Origin of the sequence: Faecalibacterium longum (assembly GCF_040094125.1) — a bacterium.
GTDB classification, from domain to species: domain Bacteria; phylum Bacillota; class Clostridia; order Oscillospirales; family Ruminococcaceae; genus Faecalibacterium; species Faecalibacterium longum.
The window spans coordinates 19,044-36,578 of record NZ_JBBNIH010000165.1 but is presented as its reverse complement, the minus strand read 5'-3'; the positions used below and the strand labels follow the sequence as shown (position 1 = coordinate 36,578).

At 55.9% G+C, this 17,535-nt stretch carries 18 protein-coding genes; 14 read left to right on the top strand and 4 right to left on the bottom strand.

The window, feature by feature from the left end:
• Window positions 1-15 precede the first annotated feature (15 nt).
• The 5 genes from AAAU26_RS11510 (at window position 16) to AAAU26_RS11490 (ending at window position 5,166) form a co-directional block, all read left to right on the top strand.
• Window positions 16-1,479 carry a hypothetical protein gene (locus AAAU26_RS11510; RefSeq protein WP_227618616.1) on the top strand — a complete coding sequence of 488 codons (1,464 nt, stop codon included), beginning with the start codon at window positions 16-18 and terminating at the stop codon, window positions 1,477-1,479.
• 46 nt (window positions 1,480-1,525) lie between these two features.
• Window positions 1,526-2,497 carry a hypothetical protein gene (locus tag AAAU26_RS11505; protein ID WP_227618615.1) on the top strand — a complete coding sequence of 324 codons (972 nt, stop codon included), beginning with the start codon at window positions 1,526-1,528 and terminating at the stop codon, window positions 2,495-2,497.
• 31 nt (window positions 2,498-2,528) lie between these two features.
• Window positions 2,529-2,801 (top strand): hypothetical protein, encoded by a 273-nt coding sequence (locus tag AAAU26_RS11500; RefSeq protein WP_207676717.1) that lies wholly within the window; start codon window positions 2,529-2,531, stop codon window positions 2,799-2,801.
• A gap of 145 nt (window positions 2,802-2,946) precedes the next feature.
• Window positions 2,947-3,309 (top strand): helix-turn-helix domain-containing protein, encoded by a 363-nt coding sequence (locus tag AAAU26_RS11495; RefSeq protein ID WP_015537470.1) that lies wholly within the window; start codon window positions 2,947-2,949, stop codon window positions 3,307-3,309.
• A gap of 273 nt (window positions 3,310-3,582) precedes the next feature.
• Complete coding sequence (locus AAAU26_RS11490) at window positions 3,583-5,166, top strand: C69 family dipeptidase (protein ID WP_227618614.1); 1,584 nt, start codon at window positions 3,583-3,585, stop codon at window positions 5,164-5,166.
• Between the two features lie 106 nt (window positions 5,167-5,272).
• On the opposite strand, the gene AAAU26_RS11485 is transcribed toward AAAU26_RS11490, so the two are convergent.
• A complete protein-coding gene (locus AAAU26_RS11485) occupies window positions 5,273-6,118 on the bottom strand; it encodes a MurR/RpiR family transcriptional regulator (RefSeq protein ID WP_217209911.1) in 846 nt (281 codons plus the stop codon).
• A gap of 118 nt (window positions 6,119-6,236) precedes the next feature.
• Here AAAU26_RS11485 and AAAU26_RS11480 point away from each other — a divergent pair, with 118 nt between their 5' ends.
• From AAAU26_RS11480 to AAAU26_RS11440, 9 genes are all read left to right on the top strand, one after another.
• Window positions 6,237-6,542, top strand: coding sequence for a hypothetical protein (locus AAAU26_RS11480; protein ID WP_227618613.1), 306 nt, complete (start codon window positions 6,237-6,239; stop codon window positions 6,540-6,542).
• A gap of 66 nt (window positions 6,543-6,608) precedes the next feature.
• Complete coding sequence (locus AAAU26_RS11475) at window positions 6,609-7,964, top strand: extracellular solute-binding protein (protein ID WP_227618612.1); 1,356 nt, start codon at window positions 6,609-6,611, stop codon at window positions 7,962-7,964.
• 108 nt (window positions 7,965-8,072) lie between these two features.
• Window positions 8,073-8,999 (top strand): carbohydrate ABC transporter permease, encoded by a 927-nt coding sequence (locus AAAU26_RS11470; protein WP_187299025.1) that lies wholly within the window; start codon window positions 8,073-8,075, stop codon window positions 8,997-8,999.
• 15 nt (window positions 9,000-9,014) lie between these two features.
• Window positions 9,015-9,983: a carbohydrate ABC transporter permease gene (locus AAAU26_RS11465; protein ID WP_149793917.1), complete on the top strand. Its 969-nt coding sequence runs from the start codon at window positions 9,015-9,017 to the stop codon at window positions 9,981-9,983.
• Window positions 9,984-10,158: 175 nt separating this feature from the next.
• Entirely contained in the window at window positions 10,159-11,088 is a 930-nt protein-coding gene (locus AAAU26_RS11460) for a dihydrodipicolinate synthase family protein (RefSeq protein WP_227618611.1), read from the top strand.
• 99 nt (window positions 11,089-11,187) lie between these two features.
• Window positions 11,188-11,646, top strand: coding sequence for a NanQ anomerase/TabA/YiaL family protein (locus tag AAAU26_RS11455; protein WP_158400426.1), 459 nt, complete (start codon window positions 11,188-11,190; stop codon window positions 11,644-11,646).
• A gap of 5 nt (window positions 11,647-11,651) precedes the next feature.
• The gene (locus AAAU26_RS11450; protein WP_207676709.1) at window positions 11,652-12,356 is read left to right on the top strand and encodes an N-acetylmannosamine-6-phosphate 2-epimerase; all 705 of its coding nucleotides are present in this window, start codon (window positions 11,652-11,654) and stop codon (window positions 12,354-12,356) included.
• Between the two features lie 15 nt (window positions 12,357-12,371).
• Window positions 12,372-13,301 (top strand): ROK family protein, encoded by a 930-nt coding sequence (locus AAAU26_RS11445; RefSeq protein WP_207676708.1) that lies wholly within the window; start codon window positions 12,372-12,374, stop codon window positions 13,299-13,301.
• 14 nt (window positions 13,302-13,315) lie between these two features.
• Complete coding sequence (locus AAAU26_RS11440) at window positions 13,316-13,954, top strand: GDSL-type esterase/lipase family protein (RefSeq protein WP_227618610.1); 639 nt, start codon at window positions 13,316-13,318, stop codon at window positions 13,952-13,954.
• A gap of 127 nt (window positions 13,955-14,081) precedes the next feature.
• On the opposite strand, the gene AAAU26_RS11435 is transcribed toward AAAU26_RS11440, so the two are convergent.
• The 3 genes from AAAU26_RS11435 to AAAU26_RS11425 form a co-directional block, all read right to left on the bottom strand.
• Window positions 14,082-14,948 (bottom strand): carbohydrate ABC transporter permease, encoded by an 867-nt coding sequence (locus AAAU26_RS11435; RefSeq protein WP_158395245.1) that lies wholly within the window; start codon window positions 14,946-14,948, stop codon window positions 14,082-14,084.
• A gap of 2 nt (window positions 14,949-14,950) precedes the next feature.
• Window positions 14,951-15,937 carry a carbohydrate ABC transporter permease gene (locus AAAU26_RS11430; protein ID WP_227618609.1) on the bottom strand — a complete coding sequence of 329 codons (987 nt, stop codon included), beginning with the start codon at window positions 15,935-15,937 and terminating at the stop codon, window positions 14,951-14,953.
• A gap of 100 nt (window positions 15,938-16,037) precedes the next feature.
• Window positions 16,038-17,477, bottom strand: coding sequence for a twin-arginine translocation signal domain-containing protein (locus AAAU26_RS11425; RefSeq protein WP_158395243.1), 1,440 nt, complete (start codon window positions 17,475-17,477; stop codon window positions 16,038-16,040).
• Window positions 17,478-17,535: the final 58 nt, after the last annotated feature.

Below are 17,535 nucleotides of genomic sequence, written 5' to 3'. Positions count from 1 at the left end.
AAGAAGGATCGAGCTGTGAGAAGCAGGAAAGAAAAAAATCTGGAAGGTCAGGCTGGTGCATTTGTGGGCAATGCGGCCTCCCAGAATGTACAAATGGGAACCGATACGGCCATTGACTCTATGAGGGAGCTTTTGTACAAGGCAGGAAAGATTTCAAAAGTAGGCTTTGAGCAGTCCAAGGGAAATCTGTTTGAGTACATTGAGGCAGCAAAGCTGCAAACGAATATGGCAAACTGCGGCGAACGCTTTGACCGGAACCCAGTGACGGATCTGGCGGCAGGTCGGGGAGGATACGGCGGGCATACGGCACCGGATGACTTCCGTATGCAGAGGAATGGCCGAATCGTAGGGCAAGGACAGGCAAAATACAATAACAGTGCCTGGCGAGCTGCGCAGAATTTTGTAGATCCGAAGTATACGGATATGCAACGCATTGCACCAACAGACCAGATGGCAGACATTGAGAGCTGCCTGCACAAAATGGCTGAAAACGGTGAGATTTCAAAAACGGCCTACGAGAATGCGGTATCCAACTTGATGAAGAAGGGCTTGACAGATCCGTCCACTGGCATTGCATCAGGAGGCACAACAACTGCGGAGCTGCAAAAGCTGCGTGGCACAGATGGCAGAGTTTCTCAACAAGCGGTTCGGCAGTATGCGGCTCGCTTTGAAGGAAAGCAGCTGGCGCGGGAGGTCGGTACAGCGGCATCGAATATGGCGGTGGCAACCGGTGTTATCACAGCCATTGTGTCCGGTACACAGAATTTGTTTGAGGTACTGCGGGATCGCAAAACGCTCGATAATGCGTTGGAAGAGGTAAAAGCGGATACCGTCAGCGGTGCACTGCGCGGTGGCGAGACCGGCGTGCTTAGCACGGTGATCCGCTTTGGAGGCCGGAAAGTGGCACTTCCGGTGCTTTCGGATTCAACCGCAGCAACAGTCATGGCGGGCGGGCTGATAGATGGAGGCGCAGCACTTTATTCCTACGCAAAAGGAGAGATCACCGGGCAGCAGCTGCAGGGGGCTTTGGCAGATACGACGGTAAAGTCGGTCGCAACGGTCTATTTTACCAAAGCGCTCGGACTGGTGGTCGGCACGGCAAATCCGTTTGTCCCGATGGCGGTCTATACGGCAGCAGCTTATGTGGTGTCCTGCACACGCGCTATTGTGGAGCAGGCAGCGCTGAATGCGGCAGAGTACGATCGGATGACGGCATTGCTGAAGGAATCAACGCGGTTGGAACAGGAATATCACCGTCAACTGATGGATTTTATGAAGCAATATGAACAGCAGCAGCGTACCCGACTGAGCAGCCTGCTGGATGCTTTCGCGTACCTTGCGGATGATGATACCAACTACGAGCGTGCGGTATATGCCATTTTGAACTATGCAGACCAGACAGGTCTTGCACTGCAGCATAGAGATTTTGACGCGTTCCGCGCAGCAATGTGCTCCGAGGAAGAATTTGTTTTGCGATGACATATGACATGAATAGTATAAAACATTCTGAAAGGAACGATGAATCGTGAAAGTGGAGAAAAAACAAAGTCGGGCAAGTGTTCTGGATAAGGCAAAGAAGCTGGCGATTTCAAAAGCGGTAGACCAATATGCAGAAAGTTACGAGAAAAAAACAGGCAAAACAGTGAATGCAGAGGCATTGAAGTCGATTTTTATACAACACGCAGATGTTGTAGAAGACGTGATGACGAAAGGGGACTTTGAAAAAAAGATAAAAACGGCGGTGGATACCGTTGATGTTGTGGAAAAGATGGCACGGACGCAGGATCTCGATGGAAATGTAGTACACACCAAGGATCTTATAAAGGCAAAAAGTGCGTTGCATGTGCTGTTTAGCCCGGAAAGCATCAACGACAGGGGAGACCTGAAAGAGGGCGGCGAGCAGGCCATGCAGGAACTGGTGGAAATGTATGACCTGACCAATCCGAAAAAATTGGGGGAATTTCTGGTAGAGCTGCATATCGCACAGATCGAGCACTTCAACGAGCGTTTTGACTTGCTGGAAGATCTACATCTGAACGACTACAGCAGTCGGCTGATGGATGGCAAAACGTATCTGGAACGCTATAAAAGGGCACAGGATGAAACGAATCAAGTTTCCTACCTTGAAAAGGCGGACGATGCGTTTATCAAAGCAATCCACCGGTTTGAAGGTGCACTTCGTATTTATGTGAGCGATGTGAAAAAAATCGTGTGGGGTCCGCGTTTTATCCGGAGTATCAAGCTGAAAAAACTGGACGGAGACATGAAAAAAATCCGGGGTATGCTTGAGACTATGCAGGAATTGGTTGCGCTGGAAAACCTGGTCGGCCGCTGGAAAAAAGAACCGCAGGATGATATCCAGCGGGAATATCAGAATTTCTTTGATGAGGTGATCGGTGCAAATCTTAAACTCCTGCAGAATTACTGTAGAGATGAAGATGATATGTTTTGGAAAGACATTGAAGAGAATGGACGGACCATTCTTTTAATGGAATAAAATAACACAACAAGTAAAGGAGTAGTACAGTATGGGTATCGGCAGAAATGACATGGAAAAAGAACAGAGCGCTCTGTTTGCGACAGCGGTTTCTTTGGGTGCAGCACTTTTGGGCGGCGGTGCAAAGCTTGCACTTGACAATATGAAGGCTACGAGCGTTGCACTCATTGATTCCAAAATCAGTGATAACGAAGCAAAAAAGAAAGAGCTTTCCAAGGGTCTTGGCTGGTTGACCAACAGCGAAGAAATCGAAAAGATCAACCAGGAAAATGCAAGACTGCGTGCAAAGAAAGAGAAAAAATAAATTTTGTGTCCGGGGCTAAAGTGCAAAAAATGATTTTGACAGAAACTTTCTGTCAAAAGTCCACTGCACTTTCAGGTTATTACAATCCTGGTCGATTGCACATACAATACAAGTATCACTTCACAAAACGGAGGGGACTTGTATTATGGTGGACTACGCCGACATCGGAAAACGCATCCGTGCCTGCCGCCTTGCAAAGGGCATGACGCAGGAGCAGCTGGCCAATGAGGTCGGTGTGGTGGTCACGCACATCAGTCATATCGAAACAGGCAACTCCGTGCCCAGCCTGAAAACGCTGATCGACATCATCAACGCACTGGACTGTTCGGCAGACGAGCTGCTGTGCATTGAGATCAAAAAAGCAAAGCCGGTGTTCGACAGCTGGATGACCGAACAGCTTGCAGATTGCTCTGCCGATGAGGCAAAGATCATCAAAGAAACGGTGGTCAGCCTGAAAAAATCGCTTCGGAAGGTGTACGGAAAGTCCTCTAAATACAGATATGACTAAAACTTCAAAAACTGAATGCCAGTTGGTAGGCATTGAGTGCCTGAAAAAGCACCCATAAAGTAAACGAACCGCTCCGGTTTCCATAGTAGGAAGCCGGGGCGGTTTTTTGCGCTCACGGAGGGGCAGATGAAAAACGCAGTACGAATATATACCATATAAAAATGAATATATGCTAAAATTTCGGGAAAATACTTGCATTTTTATTAAAATGGGTGTATTATGACACCTGCCGACGAAATGCCGACAATCAACAAGAGAGGGATCGATACTATTATGTCTTTGAAGAAGAAAATTGCTGCGGCTTTCATCGCCTGTGCAATGACGCTTGCCGTGGTTCCTTCCGCCTTCGCCTGCACGGCACTCTATGTCGGCAGCGACCTCACCGAGGATGGCACCACCATGTTTGGCCGGATCGAGGATCTGGGCACCAACGATTACAACAAGCTGTTCAACATCAGCCCCGCCGGGAAGCACACCACGGGCGAAGTGTACGAGGGATGCTACGGCTTTACCTACACCTTCACCCACGACAGCTACCGCTACACCGCCCGCCGGGACGACAACGGTCTGGGTGTCTGCCCGGACTGCGACAGCACCCACGAGCACACCCCCTATGAGGAGGCTGGCACCAACGAGAAGGGCGTCATGGTCTCTGCCACCGAGTCTCTCTACGGCACCGACGCCGTGCTGAGCGTAGACCCCTATGTGGACAACGGCATTGAGGAAGCCGAGATCACCACGGTGCTGCTGAGCGAAGCTTCCACGGCCCGCGAGGGTGTTGCCCTGCTGACCTCCATCTACGACAACGCCGGTGCAGCCGGCGGCTCCGGCGTGTTCATTGCCGACCAGAACGAGACCTGGTTCGTGGAGAACCTGACGGGCCACACCTACCTTGCCCTGAAGCTCTCCTCCAGCGTGGTCTTCATGCAGCCCAACATCGCCGCTATGGGCAAGATCGATCTGGATGACACCGACCATGTGGTGGCCTCTGCCAACCTGATCTCCGTGGCCCAGAAGGCTGGTACTTTTGTGGGCGACGCCGCTGCCAATGTCATCGATCTGGATGCCTCCTACAACGGCGACATCGCATCGGACCGCATGGCAGCCGGCCTGAACTACCTGTACGGCACCGACACCTTTACGAAGGACAACTACAGCGAGACCGACTTTGCTATCAGCAACGTCGGCGAGAACGGTGCCATCGTCCCGGTCTACTCCAACATCCAGCTGACCAAGAAGTTCTCGGTGGAGGATTCCATCCACTTCTTTCAGACCGAGCCCATCGGCAAGACGGGCAATGTGGAGACTCATCTGTTCCAGGTGAGCGCCACCGGCGATCTGAACACCGCCATTACCGAGTGGACCGCTTTTGACGACGACGTGTACAACGCCTTCGTCCCTTACTATCCGATGCTGACCACCGACACCGCAGACGTCTACAAGGTCTCGGTCCATAAGGTCACCCGCTCCGACGAGCAGCCCACCGAGGGCGTCTGGTATCAGGATGCTAAGGGCCGCTACTATACCTACCCGGACGACTGGACCGACTCCTTCTACGGCGTGCGTGACGCCCTCTCCAACCTGCTGACCTACGGCAGCAATGGCAATCAGGTCACCGCAAAGGATCGGGCAGCAGCCAAGGCCAGCTATGCCGCGCTCCAGCAGGAGATCATGGCCGACTACGCCGATATGAAGGCCGCCGTTGCCGCCGCCGACACGCTTGAGGCCAAGCAGGCTGCCGCCACCAACGCCAGCAATGCCATGAGCCAGAAGGTGTACAACACCACCCTGAAGATGTACAATAAGCTCCAGGCCAAGACGGCCGCCCGGGCATGGGTCAGCTCTCTGCTGCACTGAGGCTTTGCAGCGCCTGAGGCGTTTCCCATAAAACCGCAGCGCCCCCGGTTTCCATGACAGGAAGCCGGGGGCGTTTTACTTTTGGCAGTACATGGAAAAGAACTTTTTACAGCATTTTCACGGTCATAGCCTCGCTGGTGAGGTCCTGTGCTGTGTTGCTATGGGCAGGGTCATCCAGCATATACCGCAGCACCAGAACTTCGCCTACATAGAGGAATGCTGCCTTGATGGGGATGCTGCCGGAGTCCAGCGGGCTTTCCTGTGCGCCGCAGAGAAGGACGACATCTGCGAGCAATGCGCCGGGGGAGTCCTCGTAATGGGTCAACAGGATGATTTTTGCCCCGGCGGCCTTGGCGGTGCGCAGTGTCTCCATCATGTCGCGGGTCGCGCCGGAGTAGGAAACGAAGAGCACAACGTCGGCCTCGTTCATCAGACTAGCAGTCAGCAGCTGTAAATGGCTGTCGCCTGCGGTGCGGAACTTGGTGGAAAGGCTGGCGAAGCGGGCGCAGATGTCGTTTGCCAGGAGCATACTGCCGCCCTGTCCGAGGCAGAACACCTGCCTGGCCTCCTGCATCAGGTGTACGGCCTCGTCCACGGCCTCGGTAGAGAGGGCGTTCTGGGTGCCGTTGATGGCGGTGAGAAAGCGGGCGTATGCGTGCTCGCAAAGTTCTGCGGTGGTAGCACCGGGCTGAAGCTCCCTCTGGCTGGATGGTGTGCCGGTGGCGTTGGCCTGCGCCAGCGCAATGCGCATCTCATGGTAGCCGTCGAACCCCAAAGCCCGGCAGAACCGGAACACTGTCGCCTCGGCGACATTGCACTCCCGGGCCAGCGAGGAAATGGAGAGATACTGCGCTTCGTCCGCATGCTGCAGCAGGTAGTCGGCGACCGCGTGGCCGGATCTGGTCAGCTGGTCCTGTCGTTGATGCAGCAATTCCCAAAAATTTGTACCCATGGTCAAGCTCCTTCGAGCGGGCCGCAATGCCCGCACTATTCCTGATACCTTCTTTTGCCCCTTCCGCTGCACAGGGAAGGGGGCATCTTTATAAAAAGTATAAAAGAAGTTTGGCCGCTTGACAAGTGTGCTTTTCGCCATAATTCGGAAGAAAAAGCTGTGCAGAGCATCTAAAAAACGAGGAAAAGTAGGACTTATTGCTGAAAATAAATTTCAAAACTGCGGAAGAAAAACGAAAATGATTTTCAAACCGAAAATGACAAACTACGCAGAAATGATTACAAAATGGCTACAACTGGCAATGAAACTGGTGAAAGTGGCCAAAAACTGGCTGGTATCCCAGATATTTGTGCGGAATGGACAAGAAAACTTTCTGAAAATTGTGTATGCGACCGATGGACAAAATGAAAGAAGTTTTCTATAATAAGGCCAACAAGAGCGGTCAGGGATGAAGGACCGCCGATATGATGATAGGTAAGGAGAACTTATTATGAAGAATGCCATTTCTCGTCGCTCCTTCTTGAAGGCCGTTGGTATTATGAGCGCAGCGGGTGCGCTGGCTGCCTGCGGCGGCAAGTCCGCTTCTACCAGCACGGCAGCTTCTAGTGCTGCTTCCACTGCCGCTTCCGGCTCTGCATCCGGCGCAAGCATCAAGCTGTGGACATACCCCATCGGCGGCTGGGGCAAGGACGAGACCGTGCAGGAGCTCATCGCCAGCTTCAACGCAAAGTATCCTGACATTAAAGTGGCCGTTGAGTATCTGGACTACACCAACGGCGACGACCAGGTGAACACCGCCATCGAGGGCGGCAGCGCACCCGACCTCATCATGGAAGGCCCCGAGCGTCTGGTGGCTAACTGGGGCGCAAAGGGTGTCATGGCTCCGCTGAACGATTTGTGGACCGACGACGCCAAGAAGGACATTTACGAGTCCGTCAACTCCGCCTGCCACAACGACAAGGGCGACTACTACGAGTACCCCCTGTGCATGACCGCACACTGCATGGCCGTCAACATGACCAAGGTCAAGGAAGTGGGCGCTGACAAGTATCTCGACACCGATAAGCACACCTGGAGCACCGAAGGCTTCCTGAACACCGTTGACGCTCTGTACAAGGGCGGCTACGAGAACGTGGCAGCCATCTACTGCGGCGGTCAGGGCGGCGACCAGGGTACCCGTGCTATTATCAATAATATGTACGGCGGCACCTTCACCGACGACGCTCACACCAAGTACACTGCAGATTCTGCCGAGAACATCAAGGCCATCCAGACCCTGTACGATACCGACGGCATCAACTTCGACGCTTCCATCGCCGGCGGCGACGAGATCACTCTGTTCCGCAACGGCACGCTGCAGATGGCATTCTGCTGGAACATCGCTCAGCAGCTGAACGCCGACAACAACGACGCCGGCCTGACCAACGACGGCGACGAGATCATGCCCATGGCATTCCCGACTGCAAGCGGCGACCCGAAGCTCTGCGGCGGCATCTGGGGCTTTGGCGTCTTCGATAATGGCGATGAGGCCAAGGTCAAGGCAGCCAAGACCTTCATTGAGTTCATCGCTGCTGACCCTGACCAGGTGAAGGACAGCGTTCTGGCTTCCACTTACTTCCCGGTCCGCGCCAGCGTGGGCGACATCTACGCCGACAATGCCATCATGAGCGAGTACACCAAGTTCATGGCCTATCTGGGCGACTACTACCAGATCACTCCGGGCTGGGCAACTGCCCGCACCGAGTGGTGGAACATGCTCCAGCGTGTAGGCACTGGCGAAGACGTTGCCACTTCCGTTGCAACCTTTGTCCAGAATGCCAACGCAGCCGCAGCCGCCGAAGCCTGAGCTTTTCCGCCTGAGGGCAAATAAGTAATGACTGCCCCTCCCTCGAACATCCCGGCGAGGGAGGGGCATTTTGTGTAAGACAAGCACCCAATCAGAACGAAAGGTCTGGTGATTTCTTTGGCTGCAAAGACTGCAAGCATCAAAGAGCCGAAGCGCAGCAGCGCACTGGTTCGGCAGGAGACCATCGCTTCCTACCTGTTCCTTCTGCCCAGCCTCATCTTTTTTCTCGGCTTCGTCATTTACCCCATGATACTCTGCGTGGTCACGAGTTTTTTTGACTCGACCATGAACCGTGCCGACGTCTTTGTGGGTTTTGCAAACTACGCAGAGCTGTTCGCAGACCCCATCTTCATCGGCGCTTTGCGCAACACCTTCATCATCGTGGTCGTCTCGGTGCCTGTGACCTGTGCGTTCTCGCTGTGGGTCAGCTCGGCTATCGTCGATTTGCCCGAGTGGGCCACCAGCCTCTTCCGCTGCGTGTTCTACCTGCCGGTCGTCACCGGCTCGGTGGCTGTCACCGTCGTGTGGAAGTGGATGTACAACAACTACTACGGCATCTTCAACTATCTGGGCAAAGCTGTGGGCCTCATCGACAAGAACATCAACTGGCTGGGCGATGAAAAATACGCTCTGGGCTGCATCATCCTCATCCTGCTGACTACTTCTGTCGGCCAGCCCATCGTGCTGTACGTTTCCGCACTGGGCAACGTAGACCAGTCCATCGTGGAAGCTGCTGAAGTGGACGGTGCCACCGATTTCCAGTGCTTCTGGCGTATCAAGTGGCCCGCCATCATGCCCACCACCCTGTACATCCTGGTCATCACTACCATCAACTCCTTCCAGTGCTTCGCACTGATCCAGCTGCTGACCTCCGGCGGCCCCAACCACAGCACTGATACCATCATGTACTACATCTACTACACTGCATTCAAGCTCTACCGCTATGGTTACGGCAACGCAATGGGCGTTGTGCTGGCCGTTATCATCGCCATCCTGTCGGCTGTCCAGTTCAAGTTTGGCAGTCAGGATAATTAAAGGAGGTGCCGGGCAATGACTGCAACTGCAAAAAAACAGAAACCGTTGAAGCGTCACCCCAGCAAGCTGAAAAAGATGAGCGCTTACATGATACTGACCCTCATCCTTATCAGCATCGTGGCCGTGCTGTTCGCGTTCCCGCTGTACTGGATCATTACCGGTTCCTTCAAGACCGGCGCGGCCATCAACTCCACGACCCCCGAGTGGTGGCCCAGCCAGTGGGTGCTGACCAACTACCAGAAGCTTTTCGCAGGCAAGAGCGCACCCCTGTGGCAGCTGGCCGTGCCCTTCAGCCACTCTTTCAGCGCGGATGGAGAGCCGATCTATTTCTCCGTCGGCCCAACTGCTCCGGCCGCACTGCGCTGGATGATAAACACCGTGTTCATGGCCGTCATGTCCATGATACTCACCTGCATCACCGCCGCAATGGCAGGCTATGCGCTGGCAAAAAAGCGATTCGTCGGCCGCAAGCTGCTCTTCACCCTCATCGTCTGCGCAATGGCCCTGCCCAAGCAGGTCATCCTCATCCCGCTGCTGCGTGAGATGAGCGCACTGAACCTTTACAATACCATCTGGGCCGTCATTTTCCCCATCGTGGGCTGGCCCTTCGGCGTCTTTTTGATGAAGCAGTTCAGTGAGGGCATCCCCACCGAGATGCTGGAAGCGGCCCGTATCGACGGTGCCAGCGAGGCGCGCACCTTCGTCAGCATCGTGCTCCCGATGGTCAAGCCGGGCATCGGCGCGCTGGCAATCTTCACCTTCATCAACAGCTGGAACGATTACTTCATGCAGCTCATCATGCTGTCCAGCACCAGCAACCTGACGATCTCGCTGGGCATCGCAAAGCTGCAGGCGGAGAACAGCACCGACTTCGGCCTTATCATGGCAGGTGCCGCTCTGGCCGCTGTGCCGATCATCATCATCTTCCTTATCTTCCAGAAGTACTTCACCAAGGGCATCGCAATGGGTGCGGTCAAAGGCTAAAATCCCGACCGCCGCCTGCGGCGGAAACAGGGAGGGATTTTTGGCGCCGCGGTCAGCAGGACGCGAGTGCCGCACCAAGGCACGAAGCGGACGCTGGGAACCGCAAGAGGGCGCTGCTGCCGTTTCCCGAACGGAGAGCGTGTAGGGCTTGAATTATCAGAAAGGACATGGACAAATGAAAGACATTACCAAGTATCAGGGCGTTATCCCGGCCTTCTATGCCTGCTACGATGCAGAGGGCAATATCTCCACCGAGGGCGTCAAGGCACTGACCCGCCATCTGATTGCAAAGGGCGTCAAGGGCGTGTATGTGGGCGGCTCCTCCGGTGAGTGCATCTATCAGCACGTCGATGAGCGCAAGGCCGTGCTGGAAGCCGTCGTGAGTGAAGCCAAAGGCAAACTGACCGTCATCGCACACGTCGGCTGCAACAACACCGCCGACAGCGTCGAGCTGGCCCGCCACGCCGAGAGCGTGGGCGTGGACGCCATTGCATCGATCCCGCCCATCTACTTCCATCTGCCGGAGTACGCCATCGCCAAATATTGGAACGATATGTCGGCGGCGGCTCCCAACACCGAGTTCGTCATCTACAACATCCCCCAGCTGGCCGGCACCGGCCTGACCATGAGCCTGCTGCGCGAGATGCTCAAGAATCCCAACGTCGTTGCCGTCAAGAACAGCTCCATGCCCACCCAGGACATCCAGATGTTCAAGGATGCAGGCATTGCCGCCCGTGGTGAGGGCAATTTCGTGGTCTTCAACGGCCCGGATGAGCAGTTCGTCTCCGGCCGCGTCATCGGCGCGGACGGCGGCATCGGCGGCACCTATGCCGTCATGCCGGAGCTGTATCTTGCCATGAACGAGCACATCAACAAGGGTGAGATCGAAGCTGCCCGCGCCATTCAGTACGACGCCGACCGCATCATTTATAAGATGTGCGAAGCCCACGGCAACCTCTACGCAGTGCAGAAGGAGATCCTGCGCCGGATGTACGGCCTTGAGCTGGGCGGCGTCCGCGAGCCGATGCCCGGCCTCATCCCGGAAGATGAATCCATCGTCGCCGAAGCACAGGCCATGATCGAAGCCGCCATCGCAAAACTCTGAAAAATCAAAAAGCGCCCCCTCTCCGTCTCTCAATGAGGGGGAGAGGGCAGGCGCTCTTTGTGCTTTTGTTAAAAAACACTTAGTTGGGAGAAAATCAACATGATCTGCGACGCACTGGAACACCTGAACCGTTATCGCGGGCTTCACCGGAATCTTGACACCGCCATCGACTATCTTACCGCCTACCATGTGGCCCACGATTTGTACGATTTGCCGCTGGGCCGCACCGAGGTGGACGGCGAGAACGTCTTCATCAACGTGATGGAGGCCGATTTGAGTCCCGACAGCACCCGCCTCGAATACCACAAAAAGTACGCTGACCTTCAAATCGATTTGACCGGCGGCGAGGGCTGGGGCTATACGACTCTGCCCGGCGAAGAGGCAGGGGAGTTTACGGGAGATATTGGTTTCAGGACCAGTCCGGATGCCGTCAGCGGCACGCTGGGCGAGGGGCGGTTCGTCCTGTTTTTCCCCGGCGAGCTGCACAAGCCCGGCGTGGCACGCCCCGGATGTGCTCATGTGCGTAAAGTGGTCATCAAAATCAGGATGGAGGATTGATGGATATGGAGAAAGAAAAACTGTTTGAGCAAATCAAAGGCGGGCTCATCGTCTCCTGTCAGGCACTTGAGACGGAGCCTCTTTACACCAAAGAGGGCGGCGTCATGCCCCTGATGGCGAAAGCCGCCGCCATGAGCGGAGCCGTGGGCATCCGCGCCAACACCGTCCGCGACATCACCCAGATCAAACAGGTGGTGGACCTGCCCGTCATCGGCATCATCAAAAAGGATTACCCCGGCACCCCCATGTACATCACCGTCACCATGAAAGAGGTAGACGAGCTGGTGGCCTGCGGCGTGGACATCCTCGCCGTGCAGGGAACTGCCGCCATCCGACCCGACGGCTCTACTTCGGCCCAGTTCATTCGCGCCATCAAGGCGAAATATCCCGACCAGCTGCTCATGGCTGACTGCGACAATTTCGAGAACGCCATGCTCTGCGCCGAGGCCGGTGCTGATTTTGTGGGTACCACCATGCGCGGCTACACCCCCGAGACGCAGGGAATCAACGATATTGATTTTGAGTTTGTCCACAAGCTGGCCGCGGAATGCCCGGCGAAGATCATCGCCGAGGGTCATATCCATTACCCTGAGCAGGCTGTCAAGGCGCTGGAAGCCGGAGCTTTTGCCCTCGTCGTCGGCGGTGCCATCACCCGCCCGGCGGAGATCACCGCCCGCTTCACCGGTGCCATCAACGCCATGCACAAATAATACGGAGATACGACTATGAAACAGTATCTTGCCATTGATATTGGCGGCACTGCCGTCAAACTGGGCATCGTGGACGAAGAGGGCCGTGTGCTCTCCAAAACGGAGCAGAGCGTCTGCTTCGACAACTACGAGACGCCCATCCTCACCACGGTGCTGTCTGCTGCCGAACAGTTCCTCAAGGAGCAGGCTGTTGAACCGCAGGGCCTTGCGGGCATCGGCGTTTCCGCCGCAGGACAAATCGACACCAGAAAGGGCATCGTGGCCGGGACCTGCGGCAGCCTGCCCAACTACATCGGAAGCCCCATTAAAGCAGAGCTGGAAGCAAAGTTCGGCCTGCCGACCACTGTCGCCAACGACGCCAACTGCATGACGCTGGGTGAAGTCTGGGTCGGCGGCGCGAAGGGTTACACGGACGTCATCGGTGTCACGCTGGGGACCGGCGTCGGCGGCGGCATCCTCACCGGAGGCCGCCTGCTGGAAGGTGCGCGGGGTCTCGGTGGTGAGCTGGGACACTTCCGCACCCACGCGCTGGATGGCGTGTTCTGCACCTGCGGCGCGTCGGGCTGCTGGGAGCGGTACGCCGCAACCACCGCTCTGGTGCGGGGCGCACAGCCCCGGAACCCGAAGTGGAAGGATGGCCGCGCTATCTTTGAATCGGCCCATGCAGGCGACCCCACCATCCTGGCGCTTCTGGACGACTGGACGGATGAGATCGCTCAGGGCCTTGCGGGCATGGTGCATATCTTCAACCCGCAGCTCATCCTCATCGGCGGCGGCGTCAGCGCACAGCAGGAGCTGCTGATAGACCCCGTCGCCAAGAAAGTGCGTGCCTCTGTGATGCCCGCTTTTGCGGAAGGACTGGAGATCCGCGCCGCCCAGCTCCACAACGACGCCGGCATGGTGGGCGCAGTTTACTATTTCCGCCAGTCGCGGGGCGAGATTTGAAAGGGGAAGAGACGATGAAAAAACATATCCTTTGTCTGGGCGACTCCAACACCCACGGCTACTGTGCCGACCCGGCGGACTGTGCCGACCACGGCATCCGCTTCAACGAGGACGAGCGCTGGCCCTGCCGCCTGCAAACGGCGCTTGGCAGCGACTATCTCGTGACGGAAGAGGGCCTTTCGGGCCGGACGACCGTTTTCGTGGACCCCATCCATGAGTCAATGGACGCTCTGAGCGTGGCTTATTCGCTCCTCAAGAGCCATGAAGTCATCGATCTGCTCATCATCATGCTGGGTACCAACGACGTCAAAGAGCGGTTCAACGCCAATGCCGCCTGCATCGGCGCGGGTATGGAACGGCTGATCCTCAAGGCCAAGAGCGTGGACTGCTGGGGGACCAAGGCTCCCAATATCCTCGTCGTGGCCCCGCCCCGCATCGGCGATGGTTTCCATGATGCCGTCATGGGCGAGGGCTGTGTGGAAAAGTCGAAGGGTGTGGCCGAGCAGTTCCGTATCGTTGCGGAACGTCAGAACGTCCATTTCCTCAATGCTGCCGACTGCGAGTTCAATCAGGTGGACTTCATGCATCTGACCCGTAAGGGCCACGCACAGCTGGCTGATCTGCTGGCAAAGGAAGTGCCGACGCTTTTATAATAGCATAACGAGCCGCCCCGGCTTCCTGTTACGGAAACCGGGGCGGTTTTGCGTACAAAATAGCAGAAGGCCCGCTTCTTCGGAAACGGGCCTTCTGCTGTTTTTGCATCTGAGTCGGAGTGGAAAATCAGCCTTTCACGCCGCCAAGAGCTATGCCGCGGACAATGAACTTGCTCAGCAGCAGATAGACGACGATGACGGGCAGGATGGCGATGGCTACCATCATGTAGACTTTGCCCATATCGAACTTGAGGAAGTCTGCACTGCGCAGCTGGGCAATGAGGATGGGCAGGGTCTTTTTGTCGGCGCTGTCCAGTACCAGAGCAGGAATGAAGTAGTTGTTCCAGCTGGCCACGAAGGAGAAAATGGCCTGTACGGCCAGTGCCGGCTTCATGATGGGAAGTACGATATGGTTGAAGGTGTAGAACTCGCCGGCCCCGTCGATGCGGGCCGCCTCCACGATCTCCATGGGGAGGGAAGCGTCCAGATACTGCTTCATGAAGAAGAACACGGTGGGTGCCGCGATGCTGGGGACGATCAGCGGGATAAAGCTGTTCTTCAGGCCCATCTTGGTGATCAGCTGCAGAAAGCCCAGTGCGGACACCTGTGTGGGCATGGTCATGATGAGCAGGATGATGGCGAAAGCGGCCTTTTTGAAGCGGAAGTTGTAGGCATAGATGCCGTAGGCCGTCAGGGCCGAGAAGTAGACGCTGAGGGCTGCAGAGCAGGCCGACACGATAAGACTGTTGCGGATGCCGCTGCCCACCGGGATGTTGGCGTCGGCCAGCACATTCTTGAAGTTGGTGAGCATCGACTTGCCGGGCAGCAGCGAGAAGCCCTTCTGGATCTCAAAGTGGGTGCGGGTGGAGTTGACGATCAGAATATAGAAGAAGAACAGGCACAGAAAGCTGATGAGCACCAGCACCAGATAACACCACGCACGGCGCGCGGACAGAACTGCTTTTTCGGATCGTGTTTTCGGAGCGTGTGCCATATTCACTTACCCCCTTTTGCTGCCTTGGCAGCAACCTTTTTTGCAGCTTTCAGCTCGTTGTGCTGGGCTTTGGTCAGGCCGTCATCCTCCTTGGTGAGGGAGAAGTAGACCACGACACACAGCACGGCGCACACCAGGAACAGGACCACGGAAACGGCACCGGCCATGCCATAGTTCTTGCTGAACAGGTGATTGTTCAGATACATGATCATGGTGGTGGAGGTGCGGTCCGGTCCACCCTTGCCGTTGGTCAAAATCTGCGGCACATCAAACATCTGCAGGCCGCCGATCATGGAGGTGATCATCACATATACCAGAATGGGGCGGATCAGCGGGATGGTGATCTTCCAGAACATCTGGTTCGGGGTGCAGCCGTCCAGTTCGGCGGCTTCGTACAGGGTGGGGTCCACACCCATAATGGCGGCCATCAGCATGATGGTGGTGTTGCCGAACCACATCAGGAAGTTCATCAGGCCTACCAGTGCGCGGTTGCCCCACACCGTATTCAGAAAGCTGATGGGCTCCGTTGTCCAGCCCATGCTCATGAGCACGGCGTTCACCGGGCCATTGTCGGAGAACAGGGCAAAGAAGAGCATGGCGAAAGCCGAGGCCATGATGAGGTTGGGCATGTAGATGACCGTCTTGAAAAAGGTCTGGCCCTTCAGCTTCAGCCGCAGGTCGGTGAACCATGCTGCCAGCAGCAGGGAGATGGCGATCTGCGGGATGAAGCCGATGATCCACAGGATCAGGGTGTTGCTGAAATACTTGGGCAGATCGGTGGAAAACAGGGTGATGTAGTTTTTCAGGCCCGCAAAATTGGGGCCGATGACTTTCAGGCCGCTGCGGTAATACTCAAAAAAGCTGTAATAAATGGTGGAGATCAGAGGGATCAGCTGAAATACCGCAAAGATGATGAAGAACGGCGCAATGAAGATATAGCCCCATTTTGCGTAGCTGATCGACCCTTTCTTTTTCGTCTTTTCTCTCATAAGGATCGCCTCCTGTCGTGATTGGAAAAGCAAAGGGGCGGGCGAGATGTGCCGCCCGCCCCTGTATTCACTTTTCCATAGGAACGAGTGGGTCAGCCGCTTATGCGGGCCATACCACATCGGTCAGTTCGGGGTACTTTTCCTGAACAGAGGTCTTGAAGTTTTCCTTGGCAGTGTCTTCGTCCACATTGCCGGTGAAGTAATCCTTGAACGCGGCCTGGAAGCTCTCGGTGATGCCCTGGTCGTAAGGACCTGCGTTGGACATATCGATCTTCTTGGCTGCCTCTGCGAACAGCGCGATATGGTTCTGGCCGCCCAGGAAGTCGGACTTGTAATCGCTGCTGGCGATCTCTTCCATAGCTTTCTCGTTGTTGGTGTAATCCTCGGTATCCAGAGTGATCTGCTTCATGATAGCTTCGTCGCAAGTCAGCTTCTGCATGACATCGCGGATCAGATCAATGTTGTCGCTGCCGGCCGCGCCGCAGATCCAGGTGCCGCCCCAGTAGTAGGGCTGAGGGCCTTCGCACACGGCGTAGTCGCCGTAGATGCCGTTGCCCACCTGCGGCTTTTCGCCGTCAGCCACGGGCGTTGCCAGCGAGTTGCCCAGCAGGGTGAAGTTGATGCCCCAGGTGGAGTAGAAGAAGCCGAATACCTTGCCGGTGGGACCCTGATCTGCTGCCCACTGGCTGTCCCACAGGCTGGACTTGTTGTTGTAGCCCTTATCGGTGTATTCCTTGGTCTGGTCGACCCACTTCATCATGTTCTCGTCCACATTGATCGTGGTGCCGTCCACCCAGGGAGCTGCAATGTTGTTGGAGAAGGTGCGGAAGGAATCGTCGAAGCCGGACAGCATCTTGTAGCCCTTGGCATAAGCCTGAGCGGCCACATCGTTGAACTTATCCCAGTCGGACAGATAGCTCTGTACCTCGGTGGGGTCATCGGTACCCAGCACGTCCTTGGCGATGCTGCGGCGGTAAGCGAACAGGCCGGGAGTTGCCTGCCAGGTGGTGCCGCGCTGGCTGCCATCCACACTGACGATGTCCTTGGTGTACTGATACTGCTGTGCCAGATCGGCATCGGTCAGGCCGATGTCCGCCTTGACATCCAGTGTATAATCGGAATCCACATACTTCAGGGCGTAATCCGCTTCTACCAAGAAGATGTCGATCTTGTCGTCATCGGCAGCAGATTCCTGATTCAGCAGACCTTCGTCCAGCTTGTTCTGATAGTTGTTGTTATCGTTGGGGTTGATGGTCCACTTGACGATGGTGCCGTCCTTCAGAGTGGTGGTGGACTTATCGGCTGCGATTTCAGCAACTTCAGGATAGTAATCGTTGAAGCGGCTCTGGAACTCATCGTTCCAGCACCAGATGTTCAGGGTCTTGCCGCCTGCTGCGGGAGCCTCGGATGCGGCTGCGGAAGAAGCGGTGGAGGATGCTGCTGTGCTGGTGGAAGAAGAGCCGCCGCATGCTGTGAGGGCTGCGCCAATAGTCACGACACCGGAAGCGAGCAGAAAATTACGACGAGAGATCTTTTTCATAAGGGTAAACCTCCTTCATGGTTTTCCATTTTCTTCAAAAAACTCCGCCATAGGAGTT

What these genes read in the sequence shown, in the direction of transcription:
- AAAU26_RS11500 (WP_207676717.1), top strand. Translation starts at nt 2,529, where the DNA reads ATGGGTATCGGCAGAAATGACATGGAAAAAGAACAGAGCGCTCTGTTT.
- AAAU26_RS11495 (WP_015537470.1), top strand. Translation starts at nt 2,947, where the DNA reads ATGGTGGACTACGCCGACATCGGAAAACGCATCCGTGCCTGCCGCCTT.
- AAAU26_RS11490 (WP_227618614.1), top strand. Translation starts at nt 3,583, where the DNA reads ATGTCTTTGAAGAAGAAAATTGCTGCGGCTTTCATCGCCTGTGCAATG.
- AAAU26_RS11485 (WP_217209911.1), bottom strand. Translation starts at nt 6,118, where the DNA reads ATGGGTACAAATTTTTGGGAATTGCTGCATCAACGACAGGACCAGCTG.
- AAAU26_RS11475 (WP_227618612.1), top strand. Translation starts at nt 6,609, where the DNA reads ATGAAGAATGCCATTTCTCGTCGCTCCTTCTTGAAGGCCGTTGGTATT.
- AAAU26_RS11465 (WP_149793917.1), top strand. Translation starts at nt 9,015, where the DNA reads ATGACTGCAACTGCAAAAAAACAGAAACCGTTGAAGCGTCACCCCAGC.
- AAAU26_RS11460 (WP_227618611.1), top strand. Translation starts at nt 10,159, where the DNA reads ATGAAAGACATTACCAAGTATCAGGGCGTTATCCCGGCCTTCTATGCC.
- AAAU26_RS11455 (WP_158400426.1), top strand. Translation starts at nt 11,188, where the DNA reads ATGATCTGCGACGCACTGGAACACCTGAACCGTTATCGCGGGCTTCAC.
- AAAU26_RS11450 (WP_207676709.1), top strand. Translation starts at nt 11,652, where the DNA reads ATGGAGAAAGAAAAACTGTTTGAGCAAATCAAAGGCGGGCTCATCGTC.
- AAAU26_RS11445 (WP_207676708.1), top strand. Translation starts at nt 12,372, where the DNA reads ATGAAACAGTATCTTGCCATTGATATTGGCGGCACTGCCGTCAAACTG.
- AAAU26_RS11440 (WP_227618610.1), top strand. Translation starts at nt 13,316, where the DNA reads ATGAAAAAACATATCCTTTGTCTGGGCGACTCCAACACCCACGGCTAC.
- AAAU26_RS11435 (WP_158395245.1), bottom strand. Translation starts at nt 14,948, where the DNA reads ATGGCACACGCTCCGAAAACACGATCCGAAAAAGCAGTTCTGTCCGCG.
- AAAU26_RS11430 (WP_227618609.1), bottom strand. Translation starts at nt 15,937, where the DNA reads ATGAGAGAAAAGACGAAAAAGAAAGGGTCGATCAGCTACGCAAAATGG.
- AAAU26_RS11425 (WP_158395243.1), bottom strand. Translation starts at nt 17,477, where the DNA reads ATGAAAAAGATCTCTCGTCGTAATTTTCTGCTCGCTTCCGGTGTCGTG.